The organism is Streptococcus sanguinis SK1 = NCTC 7863, from assembly GCF_000194945.1.
Lineage (GTDB): Bacteria > Bacillota > Bacilli > Lactobacillales > Streptococcaceae > Streptococcus > Streptococcus sanguinis.
In genome coordinates, this window is the sequence record NZ_GL878508.1 from 1 (window position 1) to 18260 (window position 18260).

At 36.8% G+C, this 18260-nt stretch carries 17 protein-coding genes and 2 tRNA genes; 1 reads left to right on the forward strand and 18 read right to left on the reverse strand.

The window, feature by feature from the left end:
* Nucleotides 1-86: 86 nt before the first annotated feature.
* The 13 genes from HMPREF9378_RS04520 to ychF all read right to left on the reverse strand — a co-directional run bounded on the left by HMPREF9378_RS04520 (nt 87) and on the right by ychF (nt 12236).
* A complete protein-coding gene (locus HMPREF9378_RS04520) occupies nt 87-572 on the reverse strand; it encodes a transcriptional regulator (RefSeq protein WP_002899502.1) in 486 nt (161 codons plus the stop codon).
* A 210-nt stretch (nt 573-782) separates the two neighbouring features.
* Nucleotides 783-856 (reverse strand) — tRNA-Asn (locus tag HMPREF9378_RS04515).
* Between the two features lie 5 nt (nt 857-861).
* Nucleotides 862-933 (reverse strand) — tRNA-Glu (locus HMPREF9378_RS04510).
* A gap of 105 nt (nt 934-1038) precedes the next feature.
* A complete protein-coding gene (gene ftsH, locus HMPREF9378_RS04505) occupies nt 1039-3018 on the reverse strand; it encodes an ATP-dependent zinc metalloprotease FtsH (RefSeq protein WP_002894312.1) in 1980 nt (659 codons plus the stop codon).
* Nucleotides 3019-3035: 17 nt separating this feature from the next.
* On the reverse strand, nt 3036-3578 hold the full coding sequence (gene hpt, locus HMPREF9378_RS04500; RefSeq protein WP_032909165.1) for a hypoxanthine phosphoribosyltransferase: 543 nt from the start codon (nt 3576-3578) through the stop codon (nt 3036-3038).
* A 4-nt stretch (nt 3579-3582) separates the two neighbouring features.
* Nucleotides 3583-4860, reverse strand: a complete 1278-nt coding sequence (tilS, locus tag HMPREF9378_RS04495; protein WP_002899506.1) for a tRNA lysidine(34) synthetase TilS — start codon at nt 4858-4860, stop codon at nt 3583-3585.
* On the reverse strand, nt 4857-6140 hold the full coding sequence (locus HMPREF9378_RS04490) for a serine hydrolase (RefSeq protein ID WP_002899508.1): 1284 nt from the start codon (nt 6138-6140) through the stop codon (nt 4857-4859). Before HMPREF9378_RS04490 ends, tilS begins: the two co-directional genes overlap by 4 nt.
* Nucleotides 6133-6261, reverse strand: coding sequence for an SP_0009 family protein (locus HMPREF9378_RS11815; protein ID WP_002899509.1), 129 nt, complete (start codon nt 6259-6261; stop codon nt 6133-6135). The genes HMPREF9378_RS04490 and HMPREF9378_RS11815 overlap by 8 nt, the downstream gene beginning before the upstream one ends.
* 2 nt (nt 6262-6263) lie before the next feature.
* On the reverse strand, nt 6264-6632 hold the full coding sequence (locus HMPREF9378_RS04485; protein WP_002899511.1) for a septum formation initiator family protein: 369 nt from the start codon (nt 6630-6632) through the stop codon (nt 6264-6266).
* Nucleotides 6625-6891: an RNA-binding S4 domain-containing protein gene (locus HMPREF9378_RS04480; protein ID WP_002894302.1), complete on the reverse strand. Its 267-nt coding sequence runs from the start codon at nt 6889-6891 to the stop codon at nt 6625-6627. The genes HMPREF9378_RS04485 and HMPREF9378_RS04480 overlap by 8 nt, the downstream gene beginning before the upstream one ends.
* A gap of 90 nt (nt 6892-6981) precedes the next feature.
* On the reverse strand, nt 6982-10485 hold the full coding sequence (gene mfd, locus HMPREF9378_RS04475; RefSeq protein ID WP_002899513.1) for a transcription-repair coupling factor: 3504 nt from the start codon (nt 10483-10485) through the stop codon (nt 6982-6984).
* On the reverse strand, nt 10478-11047 hold the full coding sequence (gene pth, locus HMPREF9378_RS04470; RefSeq protein ID WP_002899515.1) for an aminoacyl-tRNA hydrolase: 570 nt from the start codon (nt 11045-11047) through the stop codon (nt 10478-10480). The genes mfd and pth overlap by 8 nt, the downstream gene beginning before the upstream one ends.
* A 73-nt stretch (nt 11048-11120) precedes the next feature.
* A complete protein-coding gene (ychF, locus tag HMPREF9378_RS04465; RefSeq protein WP_032909460.1) occupies nt 11121-12236 on the reverse strand; it encodes a redox-regulated ATPase YchF in 1116 nt (371 codons plus the stop codon).
* 166 nt (nt 12237-12402) lie between these two features.
* On the opposite strand from ychF, the gene HMPREF9378_RS04460 reads away from it, so the two are divergent.
* Entirely contained in the window at nt 12403-12894 is a 492-nt protein-coding gene (locus HMPREF9378_RS04460; protein ID WP_002894297.1) for a DUF1307 domain-containing protein, read from the forward strand.
* 126 nt (nt 12895-13020) lie between these two features.
* Here the strand turns inward: HMPREF9378_RS04460 and HMPREF9378_RS04455 are convergent, their stop codons facing one another.
* The 5 genes from HMPREF9378_RS04455 to HMPREF9378_RS04435 form a co-directional block, all read right to left on the reverse strand.
* Nucleotides 13021-13215 carry a DUF951 domain-containing protein gene (locus HMPREF9378_RS04455; RefSeq protein WP_002894296.1) on the reverse strand — a complete coding sequence of 65 codons (195 nt, stop codon included), beginning with the start codon at nt 13213-13215 and terminating at the stop codon, nt 13021-13023.
* A 127-nt stretch (nt 13216-13342) separates the two neighbouring features.
* On the reverse strand, nt 13343-14479 hold the full coding sequence (gene dnaN / locus HMPREF9378_RS04450; RefSeq protein WP_002899519.1) for a DNA polymerase III subunit beta: 1137 nt from the start codon (nt 14477-14479) through the stop codon (nt 13343-13345).
* A gap of 158 nt (nt 14480-14637) precedes the next feature.
* The gene (dnaA, locus tag HMPREF9378_RS04445) at nt 14638-15990 is read right to left on the reverse strand and encodes a chromosomal replication initiator protein DnaA (protein ID WP_002899521.1); all 1353 of its coding nucleotides are present in this window, start codon (nt 15988-15990) and stop codon (nt 14638-14640) included.
* Nucleotides 15991-16203: 213 nt separating this feature from the next.
* Nucleotides 16204-16965 (reverse strand): ParB/RepB/Spo0J family partition protein, encoded by a 762-nt coding sequence (locus HMPREF9378_RS04440; protein ID WP_002899523.1) that lies wholly within the window; start codon nt 16963-16965, stop codon nt 16204-16206.
* 63 nt (nt 16966-17028) lie between these two features.
* Nucleotides 17029-18201: a S1C family serine protease gene (locus tag HMPREF9378_RS04435; protein WP_002899524.1), complete on the reverse strand. Its 1173-nt coding sequence runs from the start codon at nt 18199-18201 to the stop codon at nt 17029-17031.
* Between the last annotated feature and the right edge of the window lie 59 nt (nt 18202-18260).

Genomic DNA, 18260 nt, shown 5'->3' on the forward strand with positions numbered 1-18260 from the left:
CCAATTTTTTTATTTTTTCTTGATAAAAAAACTTGATAGTCGAACCCATTCTATTAAAACAGATAGCGACTCATCAAGCTTGATTATTATAAAATCGTATTATCTTGAAAATCTTTTAAGTGATTTTTTAAATCTTTAAGCATGGCTCTTCTTCCTTTAAAGCGCTCGTTGCTCATCAACCTCTGATAATTATCCAATCCAACATCATCAAGAGTTCTTTTATAATTGTCAATCGCTTCTCTGAAGGCAACTAACTCATCTAGAAACAACTCTTTTGACTTCAAACGATGACCAATCTCACTCACTTCTTCATAAGGCTGGCGGTCCAATTTGCGCTTTTGGCTTTCTTGTTTACGAATTTTATCATGTATATGATTTCTGAATTTTGTTTTGAAATAACGATAGAGTTTTTCCTCATCGTTTTCAATTCCTTTTTCTTTAAGTAGAAGTTCGTATAAAACTAACATTCCTTCTTGATCCCAATCACTATGTTCCCACAAGTGTATATAGTAATCTTTCTTACACTTCCAAACTATCCATTTCACCTTCTCATAAGTAGTTCTAAAATCCATAGTTCCTCCTTAAAATTTACTTGACTTAATTCTACTGTAAATAGAAAGCAAGGTGGACTCTTTCTTCTAAAAAGCATCTTTCAGGAGCTCTTCTGACTCGAATAACTATTTTTAAGTCATTTCAGGCACATATTTAGTCATTTGGGAGGATTGTGCGAAGTCTGAAAGCAAAAAAATCAAATGCTTACACATTTGATTTTTTAAACCTAGCTCCGCCAGTAGGACTCGAACCTACGACATCATGATTAACAGTCATGCGCTACTACCAACTGAGCTATGGCGGATTATATAGTCCGTACGGGATTCGAACCCGTGTTACCGCCGTGAAAAGGCGGTGTCTTAACCCCTTGACCAACGGACCATTTCTTGTCCTTATGCAGAACATATTCCATTATATCAGCTTTTCTTCCTTTGTCAATAATTATTTCAGAAAAAGAGAAAAAAGTTGGAATTTCTCCAACTTCTTCTACTCGGAACTTTTTTCTTCCATTTTCGTTTTAATTTCATCATAAGAAAGCGCATGAGCTTCTTTGTCTAATTCAAGTTCAGACTCTTCTGGCATTTTGCCAGTTTCATACAATGATTTAATCTGATTGCTATCCAAAGTTTCATATTTAAGAAGCGCTTCAGCAATCAATTTATGAGTTTCGCGATGGGACTGGATAATCTCTGCAGCTTTGTTACGAGCTTCATTAAGAAGTTCTCTTACTTCTTCGTCAATCTCATATGCAGTCTGTTCTGATATTGATTTTTGAGGACTGGCTGCACCAAACATAGCATGATTGCCTTCGTATTGAACCGGACCAAGTTTTTCGCTCATTCCATATTCTGTTACCATACTGCGGGCCATCTGAGTTGCCTGTTCAAAGTCATTAGAAGCACCCGTTGTTTGAACATTAAAGATAATCTCTTCAGCTACACGGCCACCCATAAGACCAGCTAATTGCTCTTTCATATCTTCTTTAGATAGAAGCATTTGGTCTTCTTTAGGCAAGGCAATCATATATCCGCCAGCGCGTCCACGAGGGACGATGGTTACTTTATGTACGACACGCGCATTTGATAATACCAAACCAACAATAGTATGTCCAGCTTCATGATAAGCAACCATTTGACGATCGCGTTCAGACACCATCTTATCTTTCTTAGAAGGTCCTGCGATTACCCGGTCTTCTGCTTCATCAATATCATCTGCATCAATGACTTTCTTGTTACGACGAGCAGCAACCAAAGCAGCTTCATTCAAAACATTTTCCAAATCAGCACCAACAAAACCTGGTGTCTGCTGAGCAACTAGTTTCAAATCAACATTTTTAGCCAGCGGCTTATTCTTAGCATGAACACGAAGAATGGCTTCCCGACCTTTAACATCAGGACGACCGACCAACACTTTTCTGTCAAAACGGCCAGCACGCAGCAAGGCTGGATCCAATACATCCGAACGGTTAGTAGCCGCAATGATAATGATTCCTTCATTGCCTTCAAAACCATCCATTTCAATCAAGAGCTGATTAAGGGTTTGCTCCCGCTCATCGTTACCACCGCCAAGGCCAACACCACGCTGACGACCGACTGCATCGATTTCATCGATGAAGATAATGGCAGGAGCTGCTTTTTTCGCATCTTCGAACAAAGAACGAACCCGGCTTGCTCCGACCCCAACAAACATTTCTACAAAGTCGGAACCTGAGATACTGAAGAAAGGAACACCTGCTTCTCCAGCAACTGCCTTAGCAAGCAAGGTTTTACCAGTTCCTGGAGGGCCTTCTAGAAGAACACCAGCAGGAATACGAGCACCTAATTTGGTGTAACGTTTCCGATCTTTCAAAAACTCAACAACTTCTACTAGCTCTTGCTTTTCTTCCTCAGCACCAGCTACATCCGAGAAACGAACCTTGATATCTTCTTTGTTAGCAGCACGCGCCTTATTGCGCCCGAAATTCATGGCACCGCGAGCACCGCCGCCACCACCTTGATTCATCATGGACATAAAGAAGAAGATGACAATCACAAAAGGAACGATGGAAGTGAGGATTGTAATCCACATTCCGCTTGAACTTTCGCGCTTTATGCTGATTTCAGTGTTATGCTCAGAGGCTAATTTTTGTAAATCAGAAATTGTAATATCTGACGGTAAAATAATACTTGTGAATTTTTCTACTTTAGAAATGTTTGGAGTGAAAAATAAAATCCCTGTATCTTCTTTCGATTCCTGAGGTGTTTTGTAAGTACCTGAAATCTCGACGACACTGCCATTTGGCTGGTAGCTCATCTCTGTGACATTATTTTCCTTAATTTCCTTCACTAATTCTGTGTAATTGATTTGCTGACTGCGACCGCCAGTATCTCCTGAGAAGAAATACTGAAACCCTGTCACTAGGACAACAATAATCAGAATATAGAGAAATGGATTTTTTATAAAACCATTGTTTTGCTTATTTTTCATCTATTAATAGTAAACCTTTATTTTGTATAAACTTCTTCTTTCAAAATACCAATATATGGAATATTACGATAGTTCTCATTGTAATCTAATCCATATCCAACAACAAATTCATTTGGAATTGTGAAACATGTATAATCAGCATCGATTTCAACAATACGCCCTTCTGGCTTATCCAAAAGTGTAGCAATTTTTACTGATGCAGCATTTCTTTCCTTAAACAAATTGCACAGATTTTTTAAAGTCTGACCAGTATCAATAATATCCTCAACAAATAAAATATCACGTCCTGTGATATCTTGATCAATGTCTTTAATAACATTAATGACACCTGAGCTAGCAGTACCACCATGGTAGCTGGAGACCAACATAAAATCAAGCTCAATATGTGTATCAATATGCTTGATTAGCTCAGCCATAAAAGGCACGGAACCTTTTAAAATTCCAACAAAAATTGGATTTTTACCTTGGTAGTCTTTGGTTAATTGCTGACCAAGCTTTTTTGCAGCATCCACGATTTCATCATGGGAAATCAATATTTTTTTGATATCTTGTTCTAGCATAATTTTACCCATCTATTTTCTGAATATAAAGTACAGTACTCATTATATCACTTTTTAATGCCTTACTCAAATCACTGACAGCAATATTTAAGATTGCTAAAATTTGATGATTTTGTTCCACTATTACAGATGAATTCCGTTCTTCAAAGGAAACCTTCTTATCAATAAAAAGACGACGAAGCTTTTTGTGATGACCATTCAGCAAAATACTGTCTCCTTCTTTTCGGAAACGGAGTGTCAGCGAAGTTTCACGCGAAACAAAAATTTTCTGGATATTTTCACCGCTCAAAGGAATCCCAAATGAAAATCGATAATGCCCAAACTCAATCAGATTCTCAAATTCTAACAAAATTGAATCCATTTTTAAATCGGGCTTACGACTGATTTTTTTAATTTCAAAACGCTGGTAATCCTTAACAAGCTCATAGTCTTTTTTCAAAGTGTGCTGATAATTGGCCTTAGTCCGCAGGATGTTCAAAACCTCCTCAAACTGCTGCTTGCTCAGATTCAGCCCAGGAAAATTTTCGAGATAGTTCTGCAATAGAAAACGTTGAACCTGGGGGATTTGCTGATGAAAGACTTGGACATTTTCTATATCTAAATCTCTGGTCAAGTGAGACAAAGCGGTCTGCCAATCTTCAATTTCCTTTCCCAGATACCGCAAAGAATCCTTAAATTGTGGGTTTTCTTTTTCTAGATCCGGCAGATAAAGATTGCGAATTCGATTTCTGAGATAATCATTTTGAAAATTACTGCTATCTTCAAAATACTGAATATCCGGAAAGTCTGACTTATGAAAAGTAAGCAAAGGACGAATCAGCTCCCCACAAGCAAAAGGCTGGACAGCTTTCATGCCGGACAGATGACGAAGTCTAGCTCCACGCAGCAGCCGCATAAAAACAGTCTCAGCTTGATCATCTGCGTGGTGGGCAGTTACCAGAGCTGTATAGTGCCCCTCCTGCATCACTTTCCCGAAAAAATCATAACGAAACTGCCGAGCAGCATTTTCTGAAAAATTACCAGAAAAACTTGATGTAAAAATCTTTACACCAAGCTGTTCCGCAATCTTTACCAATGCCTTTTCTTCTTGATCTGACTCTGGCCGCTGTTTGTGATTGACATGAGCAATCGCAAGCTCGATAGCCAGTTCTTTTTGAGAAACAATCAACAGCTGCAGCAGTGTCATAGAATCCAGTCCACCTGATACAGCAATCAAAACTTTTCGATGGTCTTGGAAATACTTTTTCTCCTGCATTTTTTTAAGAAATTCTTGCTTAATCATTTCAGGACTCCATAGACATCGTCTGCTATCTGAGAAATATTATCGTAGGTTGCATTATTAGTAAAAATGACAATGATAAAAGGAGAATCTGTATAGACAATCGCAGCATCATGCTTGAAATCATAGGCATCACCAATTTTATGAGCCACTTTAACATCTATATTTTTAGAAATCCGCTGATTATCATAATTTGTCTGAGACAAGGCATCGATAATCATGCCATTTTGCTCATAGATAGCTTCCAAAACATTCCCAGCCATACGTGAAGATGCTTGTCTTTCTTCCACATCCCATTTCTTTCCAGCTATTTTGTTGATCGTCTGCTGAAAATTTTTATCAGATTGATTGGTCGCATAATAGCCTAAAATATTGTGGGCGACATTATCTGATTCTTTGGCCACTCGATTAATCAAATCCTGAACTGAATATTCCTTGTCATCAGCTGACTTAGCAATGCTGCCACTTCCTTCTGGTTCGTAAGCACCTGCAAAATCATTGACTGCTCCAATATACTTGAACTTCTGATCTAACGAAAGTTTTTTCTGATCCAGCTGTTCCTGCACATAGTAAAGATAAGGCAGTTTGGTCACACTGGCCGAATACATCTCTTGATCTTGATTGATACCTGCTTCTTTGCCTGTGTCCAGCTGTTTCACATAGATAGAATAGTCCGCCTTGTTGTACTTACTGCTCAAAATTTCTTGAACTTTGTCCATTCGATTATCAGTCTCATCCAGAAATTCCATAGAAACCCAGCCCTGTCCTTCAATCTGGGCATAAGTTCCTTTGACTGTCTGGACAATTTGAACAATGTTTACTTTTGTATATGGAGCTACTGTTGCATTGATTTTTTTAACTCCGTTGATATTGGCTTTATCATAAAGAGTAAAACCGGGTTTCAGCCACATTTCTTGATGGATATCTTCGATTGACTGGACAGTATCTTCGTAAATTGTATTTTTATCCGCTATCACAAACTGCCCATTTTTCAGTTTGAAAATCGGGACTTCTTCTTCATTTACATAAAATCCAGTTATCTGGATAGGCTGGTCTGGAACTAGCTTTCCAGCAGTCTTACTCAGAGTAGAATCTGTAAATGTAGGAGTTTCTTCATAAACATTAGGATTTGTCGGGATGCTTTCATAATAGCGTCCATACGCAGTGCTTGTAAAATGATATTTTTCTTCCTCGTCTAATACGAAATCTTTTTCGGTACTAATAACTGTGATACTGCTAAATAAAGCTGGCAGCAAAAATATCAGTAACAAAAACTTACGCATGTTTTCCCCTTTCCTCTTGATTTTTTTGAAGTTTCAAAGCTTGATTTTTTTCAGACAGTTCTTCCAATTTCTCATCTGAAAATTCCAAGAACTGCTCAATTGTTTTTAGTAAATCTTCCATAACTACTGTGGTAATAAATCTGGGATAGTATAAATGTACTCACCCTCTTTTGAAAAAGAGTATTTAGCGCGTGCATACTTAGCAGCATAGCTGTCATCTTTTAACTTTGTTGCTATATCAGATTGATAGACCTTTTCTTCGCTGAGCGTCTGATATTTCTCCTGCAGTTTAGAATACTGTTCACGACGCTGCAGCAAGGTTTGATAACTCTGGTACAAATTATAGGTAGGTAGAATAAATAAGAGAATCACCAAAATCAGAACCCAGCCCATAAAACGGTTACGTTTCCGCCGTTCCTGATCCACATATCTGCGGCGTTGATTTTCATCTTGAATAAAACGATTATTGAGTTGGACGATATTTTTAGGCATCTTCTTCTATCCTTGTTTCACTGACGATTTCGTACATTTTAGCTGCATCTTCTTTTTTGGTACTGTCTTTCATCTCCAGAACCTTTACAGTCAAGAGTTTATTACCAAAGCGTACTTCAACCAAGTCATCCACTTTCAAATCTGTTGAGCTCTTGGCCAAGATACCGTTCACTTTTATCCGACCCTTGTCAGCTACTTCTTTAGCCACTGGACGTCGCTTGATAATCCGTGACACTTTCAAATATTTATCTAATCTCATCCTATTACCTCATTTTCTCTTAATTTATTATTCTACCATTTTTTGAGAAAAATAGAGCTTAAAAAGCCAAACTTCACTGAATTGTAACCTTTATTCTGCCTTGCGCTGTTTAATTTCCAGCATCTTTTCTCCAAAATTAACCAGACCTTCTAAAATCTCATAATCTTTTTTGTTCCTCACATCAAAAATTACTTCAATCAAGCCATTTTTTTCACCAATTCGAGCCTTTAAATTCGTCATCGAAAGTGCTTCAAAATAGTCCTGCGTCAGATAAAGCTGCTGCGAAATCTTCTCAAAATGAATACTTACTGCATTCTGCTGGCGTTCCACTGACTTTACAAAAGCCTGATCTAAATAAGACTTAGCAAGTCCAATCTCCAATAAATAGGCTACAACATCAGGATATTCCCCAAAGCGATCAATCAATTCATCTTGTAGATTCTCATAGTTTACACGACTGTCAATCTCACGAATTCTTTTGTAAATTTCAATTTTCTGTCTTTCATCAGAAATATAGTCACTAGGCAGATAAGCATCAATCTGTAGATTAATCTCTGCATTGCTTTTTTGACGCTTGTTTTCTCTACCTTGCTTTTTAGCAATAGCTTCTTCTAGAAGCTGTGAGTACATCTCAAAACCAACAGAATCAATAAAGCCAGATTGCATACTTCCTAGGATATTTCCAGCCCCCCGAATAGACAAATCTCGCATGGCTATCTTAAATCCAGAACCTAACTCTGTAAATCCCTTGATAGCCTCTAGACGCTTTTCAGAAACTTCTGTTAAGATCTTATCTGGTCTGTACATCAGATAAGCGTAGGCAATCCGATTACTGCGTCCAACCCGTCCACGAAGTTGATACAAGGTTGACAGCCCCATGTGGTCAGCATTTTCTACAAACAAAGTATTGGCATTTGGGATATCAACTCCAGTTTCAATAATGGTTGTGGTCACCAAAATATCGTATTCTCCATTGATGAAATCCAGTAAAGTATTTTCTAAACGAATCTCACTCATTTGACCATGAACATAGCCTATAGAAACTTCTGGGATTAACTCTCTTAATTCCGAAACTTTCTGTTCAATTGTGTCAACCTTGTTGTAAAGGTAGTAAACCTGTCCACCTCGGTCTATTTCACGTAATACAGCCTCTCGAATCACTGTAGGATTGCTTTCTAAAACATAAGTCTGAACAGGATAGCGATTGGTTGGCGGGGTCTCAATGACTGACAAATCGCGAATCCCCAGCATAGACATATGAAGAGTTCGAGGAATAGGAGTTGCTGTCAAGGTTAGGACATCAACTTTCTTTTTCAATTCCTTTAATGTTTCCTTATGCTTAACTCCAAAACGCTGCTCCTCATCAATGATGATCAAACCTAAATCCGCAAATTCTACATCTTTGGATAAGAGTCGATGGGTTCCAATGATAATATCAACTTGTCCCTTCTGCAGCTTCTCCAGAGTCTGTTTTTGTTCTGCCTTACTCCTGAAACGGCTGAGTACCTCAACATTGACCGCAAAATCATTAAAGCGTTCTTTAAAGTTAGTATAGTGCTGCTGGGCTAAAACCGTTGTTGGTACTAATACAGCCACCTGTTTATGATCGTTGACAGCCTTAAAAGCAGCCCGCATGGCTACTTCTGTTTTTCCAAAGCCTACATCACCAACTAAGAGCCGGTCCATTGGACGACTGCTTTCCATATCCTTCTTCACTTCCTGAATACTTCTTAGCTGGTCCTCTGTTTCAACATAAGGAAAATCATTATCAAATTCCTCTTGATTAGAATCATCCGCTGAGAAAGCAAAACCTTTTAGCTGGCTGCGTTCAGCATATAGTTTAATCAAATCATCTGCAATATCCTGAACCTGATGCTGAACTTTTTGCTTACTCTTCTGGAAACGACCGTCATTTAGCTTATTTACCTTAGGTGTTTTTCCATCGCTGGCAACAAACTTTGATAGGAGATCAATCTGGTCAACTGGAATCGAAATACGATCAGAATTTTGATATTGAATCGTTAGATAATCACGGTGGACACCAGAGATTTCAATCGTTTCTATTCCCAGATAACGTCCTATCCCATGAATATTATGGACAACATAATCCCCTTTTTCTAGCTCATTATAATCTTTCAGTCGTTCAGCATTGGAGATATTCTGACGCCGAATTTTTCGTTTTATTTTCTTATGAATAATTTCGTACTCTGTAATAAGAACAATTTTCTCATCTACAAAATTAAAGCCCTGAACAAGATTTCCTTCTATAAGCTGAACTGCATTTTTGTGAATCTCAGCCTCTTTTATATAGTCTAAATGAATATCATATTCCTGTAAATTTTTATGTAAACTTTGTAAACTTGTTGAAGAATTTGCTTGTAAGATGATTGTATAACCAGATTTTCTATAGCGATTAATTTCTTCCTTGAGCAAGGGAAACTGACTGAAAAATTCTTGCATTGGGTACTGATTGAATTGATACAAAGTATCAAATTTCAGATTTCTCAAACCTTTTTGAAAGCTTGAAAAGAAGGTTGCTGGTTTATATTGACGATAATCTTGGTACTTATCTGCAAAATATTTTTGACTTGACAAAGCTTTACACTTTTGTAAATCATCTGTCAATAAGCCAGCTGTTTCCAATTCAAATTGAGCATGCCGATCCACAATTTTTTGAAAATCATCAAAAAATACAGGACTATGAACAGGCAAATAGTCTAAAATAGTCCATTCTTTCTGATAAAAATAAGAAAGGAATTTACGAATATCTGCATGATAGAACTCCTCTTTGGCACTTATTAGTAGCTCTTCTAAGTAAGATTTCAAAGCAGGATCAACAGCTTTTTCTAAAATAGCTTCCAGATTTTCCCGTCCTCGAGCATAATCTTTCTCAGAAAGCAGGATATCAGAAGCAGGTTTAATCAAAATACTTTCTATGTTATCAATTGAAGTTTGATTTTCTGGATTGAAAATCCGAATACCATCAATTTCATCGCCAAAAAACTCCAGGCGATAAGGTGCCTCTGCTGAGCGCTCAAAAATGTCTAAGATGTCTCCTCTTAGACTATATTCTCCCTGACTTAAAACTTGAGACACCTTCTTGTATCCTGATCTTGACAACATCTTTACAAGATTATTTAGGTCATATTCTTGTCCAACTGTCAAATTTATATTGGTATTTTTAAAATCAATAGAATCAGGCAAGAGTAATTTGCTGGCTGCGACATTAGTAACTAGAATTCCAGACTTTTGATGGTCTATTAAAAAGTTTAGAGCATCTAATCTAGAAAATATTTTTTCCTGTGAAGCAAAAACAAATTCTGCTATAGGAGTATCATCTGCTAAGAAAGTATAGACCTTGTCTTCTCCCAACAAAGAAATCAAATCACTAGCCAAACGATCTGCTTCATTTTGACTAGAAGTCAGCACAAGGATTTTCTCTGATTCTTCTAATCCAGCTGCTATAGTAATTGCTTTTGTTGATGCAGACAATCCCATTATCAACTGTCTGCTGTTTTTATGGAGATTTTTCTTCCAATCTGAAATTTGCTGGTTTTGACAAAATAAGTCAATCAGGTTCATTTTATTATCCATTGTATTTCTGCATTGTTTGTTCAAAATTGCCTGACTGTAAATAATAATTTACAGCATTGTCAACCTTATCAAGAGTATTCAGAATCATTATATAATCATCTTTATCAAATTTTCCTAGAACATGGTGAACCACTGTCGTGCCTTCTTTTGGACGGCCAATACCTATCTTTATCCGTTTAAACTCTTGACTTCCAATGTGTTTGATAATAGATTTAATACCGTTATGGCCACCAGCTGAACCCTTGCTGCGCAAACGAATCTTACCAACTTCCATATCCAAATCATCATAGATGACCAATAAATCCTCTATATCTAAACCATAATATGCTAGTAAAGCTTGAACGGCCTTTCCGCTCTCATTCATAAATGTAGTTGGTTTGACAAAATAAACTTTTTCACCATTTAGAAAAGTAGAGGCGATATCTGCTTGAAAGATTTTATCAGCTGTAAACTTTAAATCAAGATCTTTACAAATCTTGTCAACTAACATAAAACCAACATTATGTTTAGTTTCAATGTATTTTTCTCCTGGATTTCCCAGACCGACTATTAACTTTACCATTTTTCTCCTTTATAAAAGCCAAAAGGGCTGGAAAAAATTTTCCAACCTAGAATTTTTAAACTTTACAAATACTTTACACATTAAATCTAAATTCCATGATATCGCCATCCTGAACGATATATTCTTTTCCTTCTTCGCGCAAACGTCCAGCTTCTTTAACTGCTTTTTCACTGCCATAGTGCACTAAGTCATCATAAGACATAGTCACTGCTCGAATAAAGCCTTTTTCAAAGTCTGAGTGAATAATACCAGCCGCTTGCGGAGCTTTCATTCCACGCTTAAAGGTCCAAGCACGCACTTCCTTTTCACCAGCTGTAAAGTAGGTTCCAAGTCCCAACAGATGATAAGCTGCTCTGGTCAGTTTATCCACACCTGATTCTGTCAAGCCGATAGCTTCCAGAAATTCTGACTTATCTTCATCATCCAATTCAGAAATCTCTTCCTCTGCACGCGCTGAAATGACAACAACTTCAGCATTTTCTGTAGCTGCAAATTCACGAATCTGCTTCACATAGTCAATATTATCTGGATCAGCTACCTCATCTTCACTGACATTGGCCACATAGAGAACTGGCTTAGTCGTTAAGAGAAAGAGCCCTTTGACGATTTTTTGCTCTTCTTCTGTGAATTCAATTGTGCGAGCTGACAGACCATCTTCCAGGACAGGCTTAATTTTCTGTAAAACATTAAATTCTGCCACTGAATCCTTATCTTTTTGAGTACGAGCCATCTTCTCTACGCGCGCATAACGTTTATTGATACTTTCTAGGTCTGCTAAAATCAATTCTAGATTAATGGTCTCAATATCAGCCATTGGATCTACAAATTCAGACTCACGGCCCTGTTCCCGCATGACATTTTCATCATCAAAGGCACGTACTACGTGGACGATAGCATCTACTTCACGGATATTGGCCAAGAATTTATTTCCTAGTCCTTCTCCTTTTGAAGCACCTTTCACAATTCCAGCAATGTCAGTAAATTCGAAGGTTGTTGGAACTTTCTTCTGTGGTTTGATGAGTTCTGTTAATTTATCCAAACGAACATCCGGAACTTCTACCCGCCCGACATTTGGATCAATTGTCGCAAAAGGGTAATTAGCTGCTTCTGCACCTGCTTTTGTAATTGCATTAAATAAAGTTGACTTACCGACATTGGGTAAACCAACGATTCCTGCTGTCAAAGCCATTCTTATCTTCTCCATTCATCTTTTCAATCCAAACCATTATACCATAAATCCTTATCCTAAACAGCGGATTTAAGTTATTTTTTCTAGCTTTCTTTACAAAAATGTAAAATAAATTGAAGAAAAAAATGGTATAATATAGCTAATATTCTTATTAAAGGAGTCCCTAATGAAAAAGAATACTTTCAAAACACTTTTTCTTTCCTTCCTTGCGGTTTCCGCTTTGTTTGTTTTAGCTGCCTGCAGCAGTCCTAAAAAAGCTTATTTCCAGCTGATTGACCAAAATACTAAGCAAGATAGCCGCATCACTGTTGAATATAAAGGTGATGAGCTTCTTATAAACGAAACAAACAACACCTTCTACTATAAACCAGTTGGCTTGACAAAAGACACTGCTAAAGAGCAGACAGAAGCCTATGCTAAATCTATTGAGGGTATCAAAGGATTAACTCATAAAATCGAGTACAAAGATGATTATTTAACTGAAAAACTGACAATTGATTTCAGTAAAGCTGATATTGAAGAACTACAAAGTAAACAGCTTCTTCAAACATCTGGTAATCAAAAAGCGGATTATATCAGTTACAAAGAAACTGCTAAATTACTTGAAAAAGCAGGTTATAAAGAAGTTAAAGACGGTAAATTTGAAGATCTTAAATAAAAGCAAAATGGATAGGACTTTTTAAGTCCTATCCATTTTTGATTGAAAAATCAGAAAAAAATCTAAATCTAATCTTCAGCAATGCAAATTAGTTTTCTACAATAGCATTTACGATGATTTTTTAGTTCAATCTATTATTTTCTTCATTTTTCTTTCAAAATCGTGACGACTCATCATTACAAGATGTTCACAATTGGTGCAACGGATTTTGATATCTGCACCAACCCTTGTGATTTCCCAACGATTCGCCTTTTTCCCAGTCGCTTTAATGGTGCAGGCATGTGGCTTTTTCATTTCTACAAAATGACCAATTTCATACATTTTCTTTCTCCTTTCAAGGAACTATCATAGTCCAGGAAGAAATATTAAGCATCTATCATACTTTGTAAATGAAAAGACCTTAGGACCAAGAAGTAAAAATCTTTAACTTGGCCCACTGCTTTTCATCTTAATTAGTTCTGACAGGTGTAATTAGCTGAATAAAGTTTTCTGTGTCTTCACTCGGTACCAAGGTGAAAGGACGAACGGATGAGATAAAACTAATCGTTACTTTTTCACTGTCAATGGCCTTCAAAGCATCGATCAGATAAGTTGGATTAAAGCTAATGGTCAAATCTTCGCCAGTTACACTTTCTGTATCAATTTCTTCGTTAACACGGCCGACCTCTGGTGAATTTACATGGGCACTGACAACACCGCCTGCAATCTCCAGTTTAACTGTTCCATTCTGTGTGGCATTAGACAAGAGACGAGCGCGTTCCATAGCTGCACGTAAATCAGAAGTATTGAAAGTAAGGACACTTGTAAATTCAGTCGGAATCAAACGATCTGTATCTGGATAATTTCCTTCCAAGAGGCGGGTGTAGAAGCTGATATTTTCGCTTCTGAAAAGAATTTGATTGTTAGCAAAGAAAACCTCTACCGTTTCAATTTCATCGGTAAAAACAGCCGTAAATTCACGTAAAGAGCGACTTGGAATGACTACGTCAAAATTATCTCCGTTTTTCTCCAGAGTAATTTTCTTTTGACTCATTCTGTGGGAGTCTGTCGCAACTGTCTTCAAAGAACGGTTATCTGTCAAAACAAAGTGAACCCCTGTTAAAATTGGACGGCTTTCCTGAACACTGGCTGCAAAAGCTGTTTCGTTAATGACATCTTTGAGAATTTTTGTTTCAAGAACCAAGGGATTGCTGGCAGAAATTTCCTGGATTCGTGGATACTGGTCAGCGTCTTTTCCTTTCAGGGTAATCTCTGATTTGCCGCTAGTCAAGACGATTTGTTTTTGTTCAATTTCTTTAAAATCCAAAATAATATCTGGCAAGCTAGAAACAACATTAATAAAGAAAGTCGCTTCTAATAAAATTGAACCTGTTGAGTTGACAAGCAAGCCTGCATTTTCATTTTGAGTAGAAATAAAGTTTTCAATCGACACTTGGCCATTTGAGCCGATTAAGGTGATTCCTTCTTTGGTAACATCGATTTTTACATTAGAAAGAATAGGAATTGCATTTTTATGGCTGATAGCCCTTTTAGTAGTATTTAAAGCTTGCAAGAAGAGATTTTTATTAATAGAAAAATGAATCATGGGATCTCCTTTTTATTTATTTATGATTATAAGATTAATAGTAATAGTAGTTTGTGTGAATTATGTGGAAAAATAGCTTCGTTCTTATTCTAACAAGTTTTGAGACTTGTTCACAAAGTGTGGATAAGTTTTGAAAAAAATCTGTAGTTTTCCACACGCTATTTAATTTTATTCTTGATGCTTTCAATTTCTAAACGTAAATTGTCGTCTGATTCAATCATGGTTTTGATTTTTCCGTGTGCATGGATAACAGTCGTATGATCTTTCCCGCCAAACTCACGACCAATTTTAGGTAGACTGTTGTCAGTCAGCTCACGAGTCAGATACATAGCTACCTGTCTAGCTAAAACGATATTTTGCACTCGACGGCTGCCTTTCATCTCTTTGACACTAACACCATAGAATTTCCCAACTTCAGACTGAATCTTATCAATCGGGATAACTGTTACCTGGCTTGAATCCTGCTTGCGTGCTCGAATGGCTTCCGCAGCGATATCAATAGTAATTTCCTTCAGATGACGAACTCTAGCGATGAGGCTGATGTCATTCAAAGCACCTTCCAAGTCGCGGACATTGGAGTCGAACTGTCCTGCAAGATATTCCAAAGTATCATTCGGGAAAATATAATCCAAATCTTCAATTTTGTTTCGCAGAATTGCAATTCGTGTTTCAAAATCTGGCGGTGTAATATTCTGAGTTAATCCCCATTTGAAACGTGTTACCAAGCGTTCTTCCAAATTATCCAGATGATCAGGACTGCGGTCGCTGGTTAAAACAATCTGTTTATTTTCACCATGAAGAGCATTGAAAGTGTTGAAAAATTCTTCCTGAGTTGAAACCTTTTTTCCTCCCAAAGATTGAATGTCATCAATTAGCAGAAGATCCAGACTACGATAGATTTTTTTAAAGCTATCCATCTCTCCCAATCTTAAATGTTCAAGGAAGTCGTTAATAAAGGTTTCAGCCGGTATATACTTGACACGCGCATCTGGAATATTTTCTAAAATTTGATTGCCAATAGCATTTAATAAATGAGTTTTGCCCAGGCCAGGTCCTCCGTAGATAAAAAGAGGATTATAGGTTGTGGCCAGATTCTCAGATACCGCTAAGGCAGCAGCTTTAGCCCAGATATTTCCGTCTCCCTGAACAAAATTATCAAAGGTATATTTTGACTTTAAGCCAGTATCAATAGGTGGCAAGCTTGGCTGAACAGTGCTGATTTGAGGACTGGTTACTACAGATTTCGGAGTTTCAGTGTTAGTTTCTTCTTCAAAAATATATTTTCCAGCAATCTGATCATTAAAAATCTCAAATCCTGCAGTAAGAATAACTCCTACTAAGTTTTGCTCCCAAAATAGTTGTTTTACTGGACTATCCAGGAAAATAACAGCTTGTTTTTCTTCAACTTTGACAAGCTTGGCTTCAGCAACAAAGAAATCATAAGTTGTCTGTTTTAGCTGAGCATGAGCCAATTCTAAAATACGATTCCAAAAGTCCTGTTCTTTGGTCATAACTTCCCTCCTTTTCTATAATTTTCTGATTCATACGCATCTTATTTTATCATAAAGGTTCAAAGTTTTCCACAAGAACTGGAAAAGAATTCACATTGTTAGCTAAAGTTATCCACAGAATGTGAATAAAGCTAAAATTTCTTATTCTAATAGGCTTCCTAATTGATTTAACAGTGGATAATTTTGTTATTTTAAAAAAAGAAAATAACAGTTTTATTTAAAACTGTTTATAATTCTTTGATATTCTTCTTCGCTTTCAAAAGGAATAATCAGCTTTCCTTTACTCTGGCTTTTTAACTGAATAGAAACTTCCAGACCGAGAATTTTTTTAATTTTTTCCTCTTCAGATTTAGCAAACAGTTCTTTATTAGATTTCTTTTTGATGCTCTTTTTTTTCTGGAGAAGCTTTTCAACTGCTCGAACCGATAAATCTTCTCGACAGATCTTTTCCAGCCATAGTAACTGTTCCTCTTCTTTCAAGGGAACCAGCAGGCGAGCATGTCCTTGAGAAATCTCTTCTTCCTTGATAGCTTGGCGAACTTCTTTAGACAGCTGTAAAAGTCTGACAATATTGCTGATATAGGGTCTAGATTTTCCCATGATTTTAGCAATTTCATCATGTGTCAAGCCTTTGTCAATCAAACTTTGATAAGACTCAGCTTCTTCTATAGGATTCAAGTCTTCTCTTTGAAGATTTTCGATAATAGCCTGTTTCAGCATTTCATCATCAGATAATTCTTTGACGACAGCTGGGATCGTTTCTAAGCCAAGAAAAGAGGCAGCTCTAAATCTCCGTTCTCCTGCTAAAATTTCATAGCCAAAAAGTGAAGATTTCCGAAGAATGATTGGTTGAATGAGACCATTTTCTTTGATTGATGCCGCTAATTCTTCAATCTTTTTTTGTGAGAACTCTTTACGAGGCTGATAAGGATTGGTTCGAATATCTTTAAGTGCAATATATTGAAAGTTTTCCATTTGTATATAGAATAACACACCTTTACGATTGTGTAAAGGTGTGTTGACAATCTTGTAAATAGGTTAATTTGAGCTTAACTCTTTTGTTGATTTAGTGAGTTTGATTTTGACTGTTTGAGATTTACCATCTCGATAATAAGTAATTTCTACTTCATCTCCAATACTATGCTTGTAGAGAGCAGATTGTAAATCACTAGTGGATTCCACATCTGTGTTATCTACTTTTGTAATGACATCATTTTTTTGAAGCTTGCCATCAGCAGGCATTCCTTGCTGAACAGAGCGAACAAGAATACCTGATTTCACTGAAGAAGGAAGATTTAATTTAGAAAAATCAGAAGTTGTCAGATTAGATAAATCCATCATTTGAATTCCTAAAGCAGGACGTGTGACTGTTCCGTTTTTCTCAAGTTGATTGATAATATTTACGACATCATTAGACGGAATCGCAAATCCCATCCCTTCAACAGAGGTTTGCCCATTTGTTGAAATCTTACTTGAAGTAATCCCAATAACTTGTCCTTGGATGTTAATCAATGGGCCGCCAGAGTTACCAGGATTAATTGCAGCATCTGTTTGCAGTGCAGTTGTTGAAATATTTTCACCATTTTCAGATTGTAACGTAACGTTTCTACCTAAACTAGAAATAATTCCTTGTGTGACAGAGTTAGCATATTCTGTTCCAAGAGGACTTCCGATAGCGATAGCTGTCTCACCAACTGTCAGAGAACCAGAATCTCCAAATTCAGCGACATCAGTTACTTTTTCAGAACTAATTTTAACGACAGAAATATCTGAATAAACATCTGATCCAACTACTTCACCTGGAACCTTGTTTCCGTCAGCTAGCAAGATATCTACATTGGTTGATCCGTTAAGAACGTGGGTGTTGGTTACCAGATAGGCTGACTTTCCGTCTTTTTTATAAATTACACCAGAACCTTCACTGGAAATTTGTGATTCATCGTTGGAAGATTCATCATTAATAACGCTACTAGAAGATTCAGCATAAGTAATTACTGAAACAACCGCATTTTGAACCTTTTTCACAGCTTCCGAAATGTCTGTAGAGTTTTTATATGAAGTAGCTACACTAGTTGTTGAATTTCCATTCATTTTTACACGTGAAGTTACTAATGTAGTAACATAATTCCCTAAACTTCCGCCGATAAAACCTACAATTAACACTGCAAAAAGCAATAAAGCCTTTTTGATGGCATTTGAAGAGTTTTTCATGTTTTCCTCCTTGAATTACAATTGATGAAATTATAGTTAGCTAAACTTAATTATAACTT

Bases quoted from the DNA above. Each gene is read 5' to 3' on its own strand.
- HMPREF9378_RS11815 (WP_002899509.1), bottom strand. From the start codon at position 6,261: ATGGAAGATTTACTAAAAACAATTGAGCAGTTCTTGGAATTTTCAGAT.
- HMPREF9378_RS04440 (WP_002899523.1), bottom strand. From the start codon at position 16,965: ATGGAAAACTTTCAATATATTGCACTTAAAGATATTCGAACCAATCCT.
- HMPREF9378_RS04485 (WP_002899511.1), bottom strand. From the start codon at position 6,632: ATGCCTAAAAATATCGTCCAACTCAATAATCGTTTTATTCAAGATGAA.
- HMPREF9378_RS04520 (WP_002899502.1), bottom strand. From the start codon at position 572: ATGGATTTTAGAACTACTTATGAGAAGGTGAAATGGATAGTTTGGAAG.
- HMPREF9378_RS04455 (WP_002894296.1), bottom strand. From the start codon at position 13,215: ATGTATGAAATTGGTCATTTTGTAGAAATGAAAAAGCCACATGCCTGC.
- dnaA (WP_002899521.1), bottom strand. From the start codon at position 15,990: ATGACCAAAGAACAGGACTTTTGGAATCGTATTTTAGAATTGGCTCAT.
- HMPREF9378_RS04490 (WP_002899508.1), bottom strand. From the start codon at position 6,140: ATGCGTAAGTTTTTGTTACTGATATTTTTGCTGCCAGCTTTATTTAGC.
- ftsH (WP_002894312.1), bottom strand. From the start codon at position 3,018: ATGAAAAATAAGCAAAACAATGGTTTTATAAAAAATCCATTTCTCTAT.
- tilS (WP_002899506.1), bottom strand. From the start codon at position 4,860: ATGATTAAGCAAGAATTTCTTAAAAAAATGCAGGAGAAAAAGTATTTC.
- HMPREF9378_RS04460 (WP_002894297.1), top strand. From the start codon at position 12,403: ATGAAAAAGAATACTTTCAAAACACTTTTTCTTTCCTTCCTTGCGGTT.
- hpt (WP_032909165.1), bottom strand. From the start codon at position 3,578: ATGCTAGAACAAGATATCAAAAAAATATTGATTTCCCATGATGAAATC.
- dnaN (WP_002899519.1), bottom strand. From the start codon at position 14,479: ATGATTCATTTTTCTATTAATAAAAATCTCTTCTTGCAAGCTTTAAAT.
- mfd (WP_002899513.1), bottom strand. From the start codon at position 10,485: ATGGATAATAAAATGAACCTGATTGACTTATTTTGTCAAAACCAGCAA.
- ychF (WP_032909460.1), bottom strand. From the start codon at position 12,236: ATGGCTTTGACAGCAGGAATCGTTGGTTTACCCAATGTCGGTAAGTCA.
- HMPREF9378_RS04435 (WP_002899524.1), bottom strand. From the start codon at position 18,201: ATGAAAAACTCTTCAAATGCCATCAAAAAGGCTTTATTGCTTTTTGCA.
- pth (WP_002899515.1), bottom strand. From the start codon at position 11,047: ATGGTAAAGTTAATAGTCGGTCTGGGAAATCCAGGAGAAAAATACATT.
- HMPREF9378_RS04480 (WP_002894302.1), bottom strand. From the start codon at position 6,891: ATGAGATTAGATAAATATTTGAAAGTGTCACGGATTATCAAGCGACGT.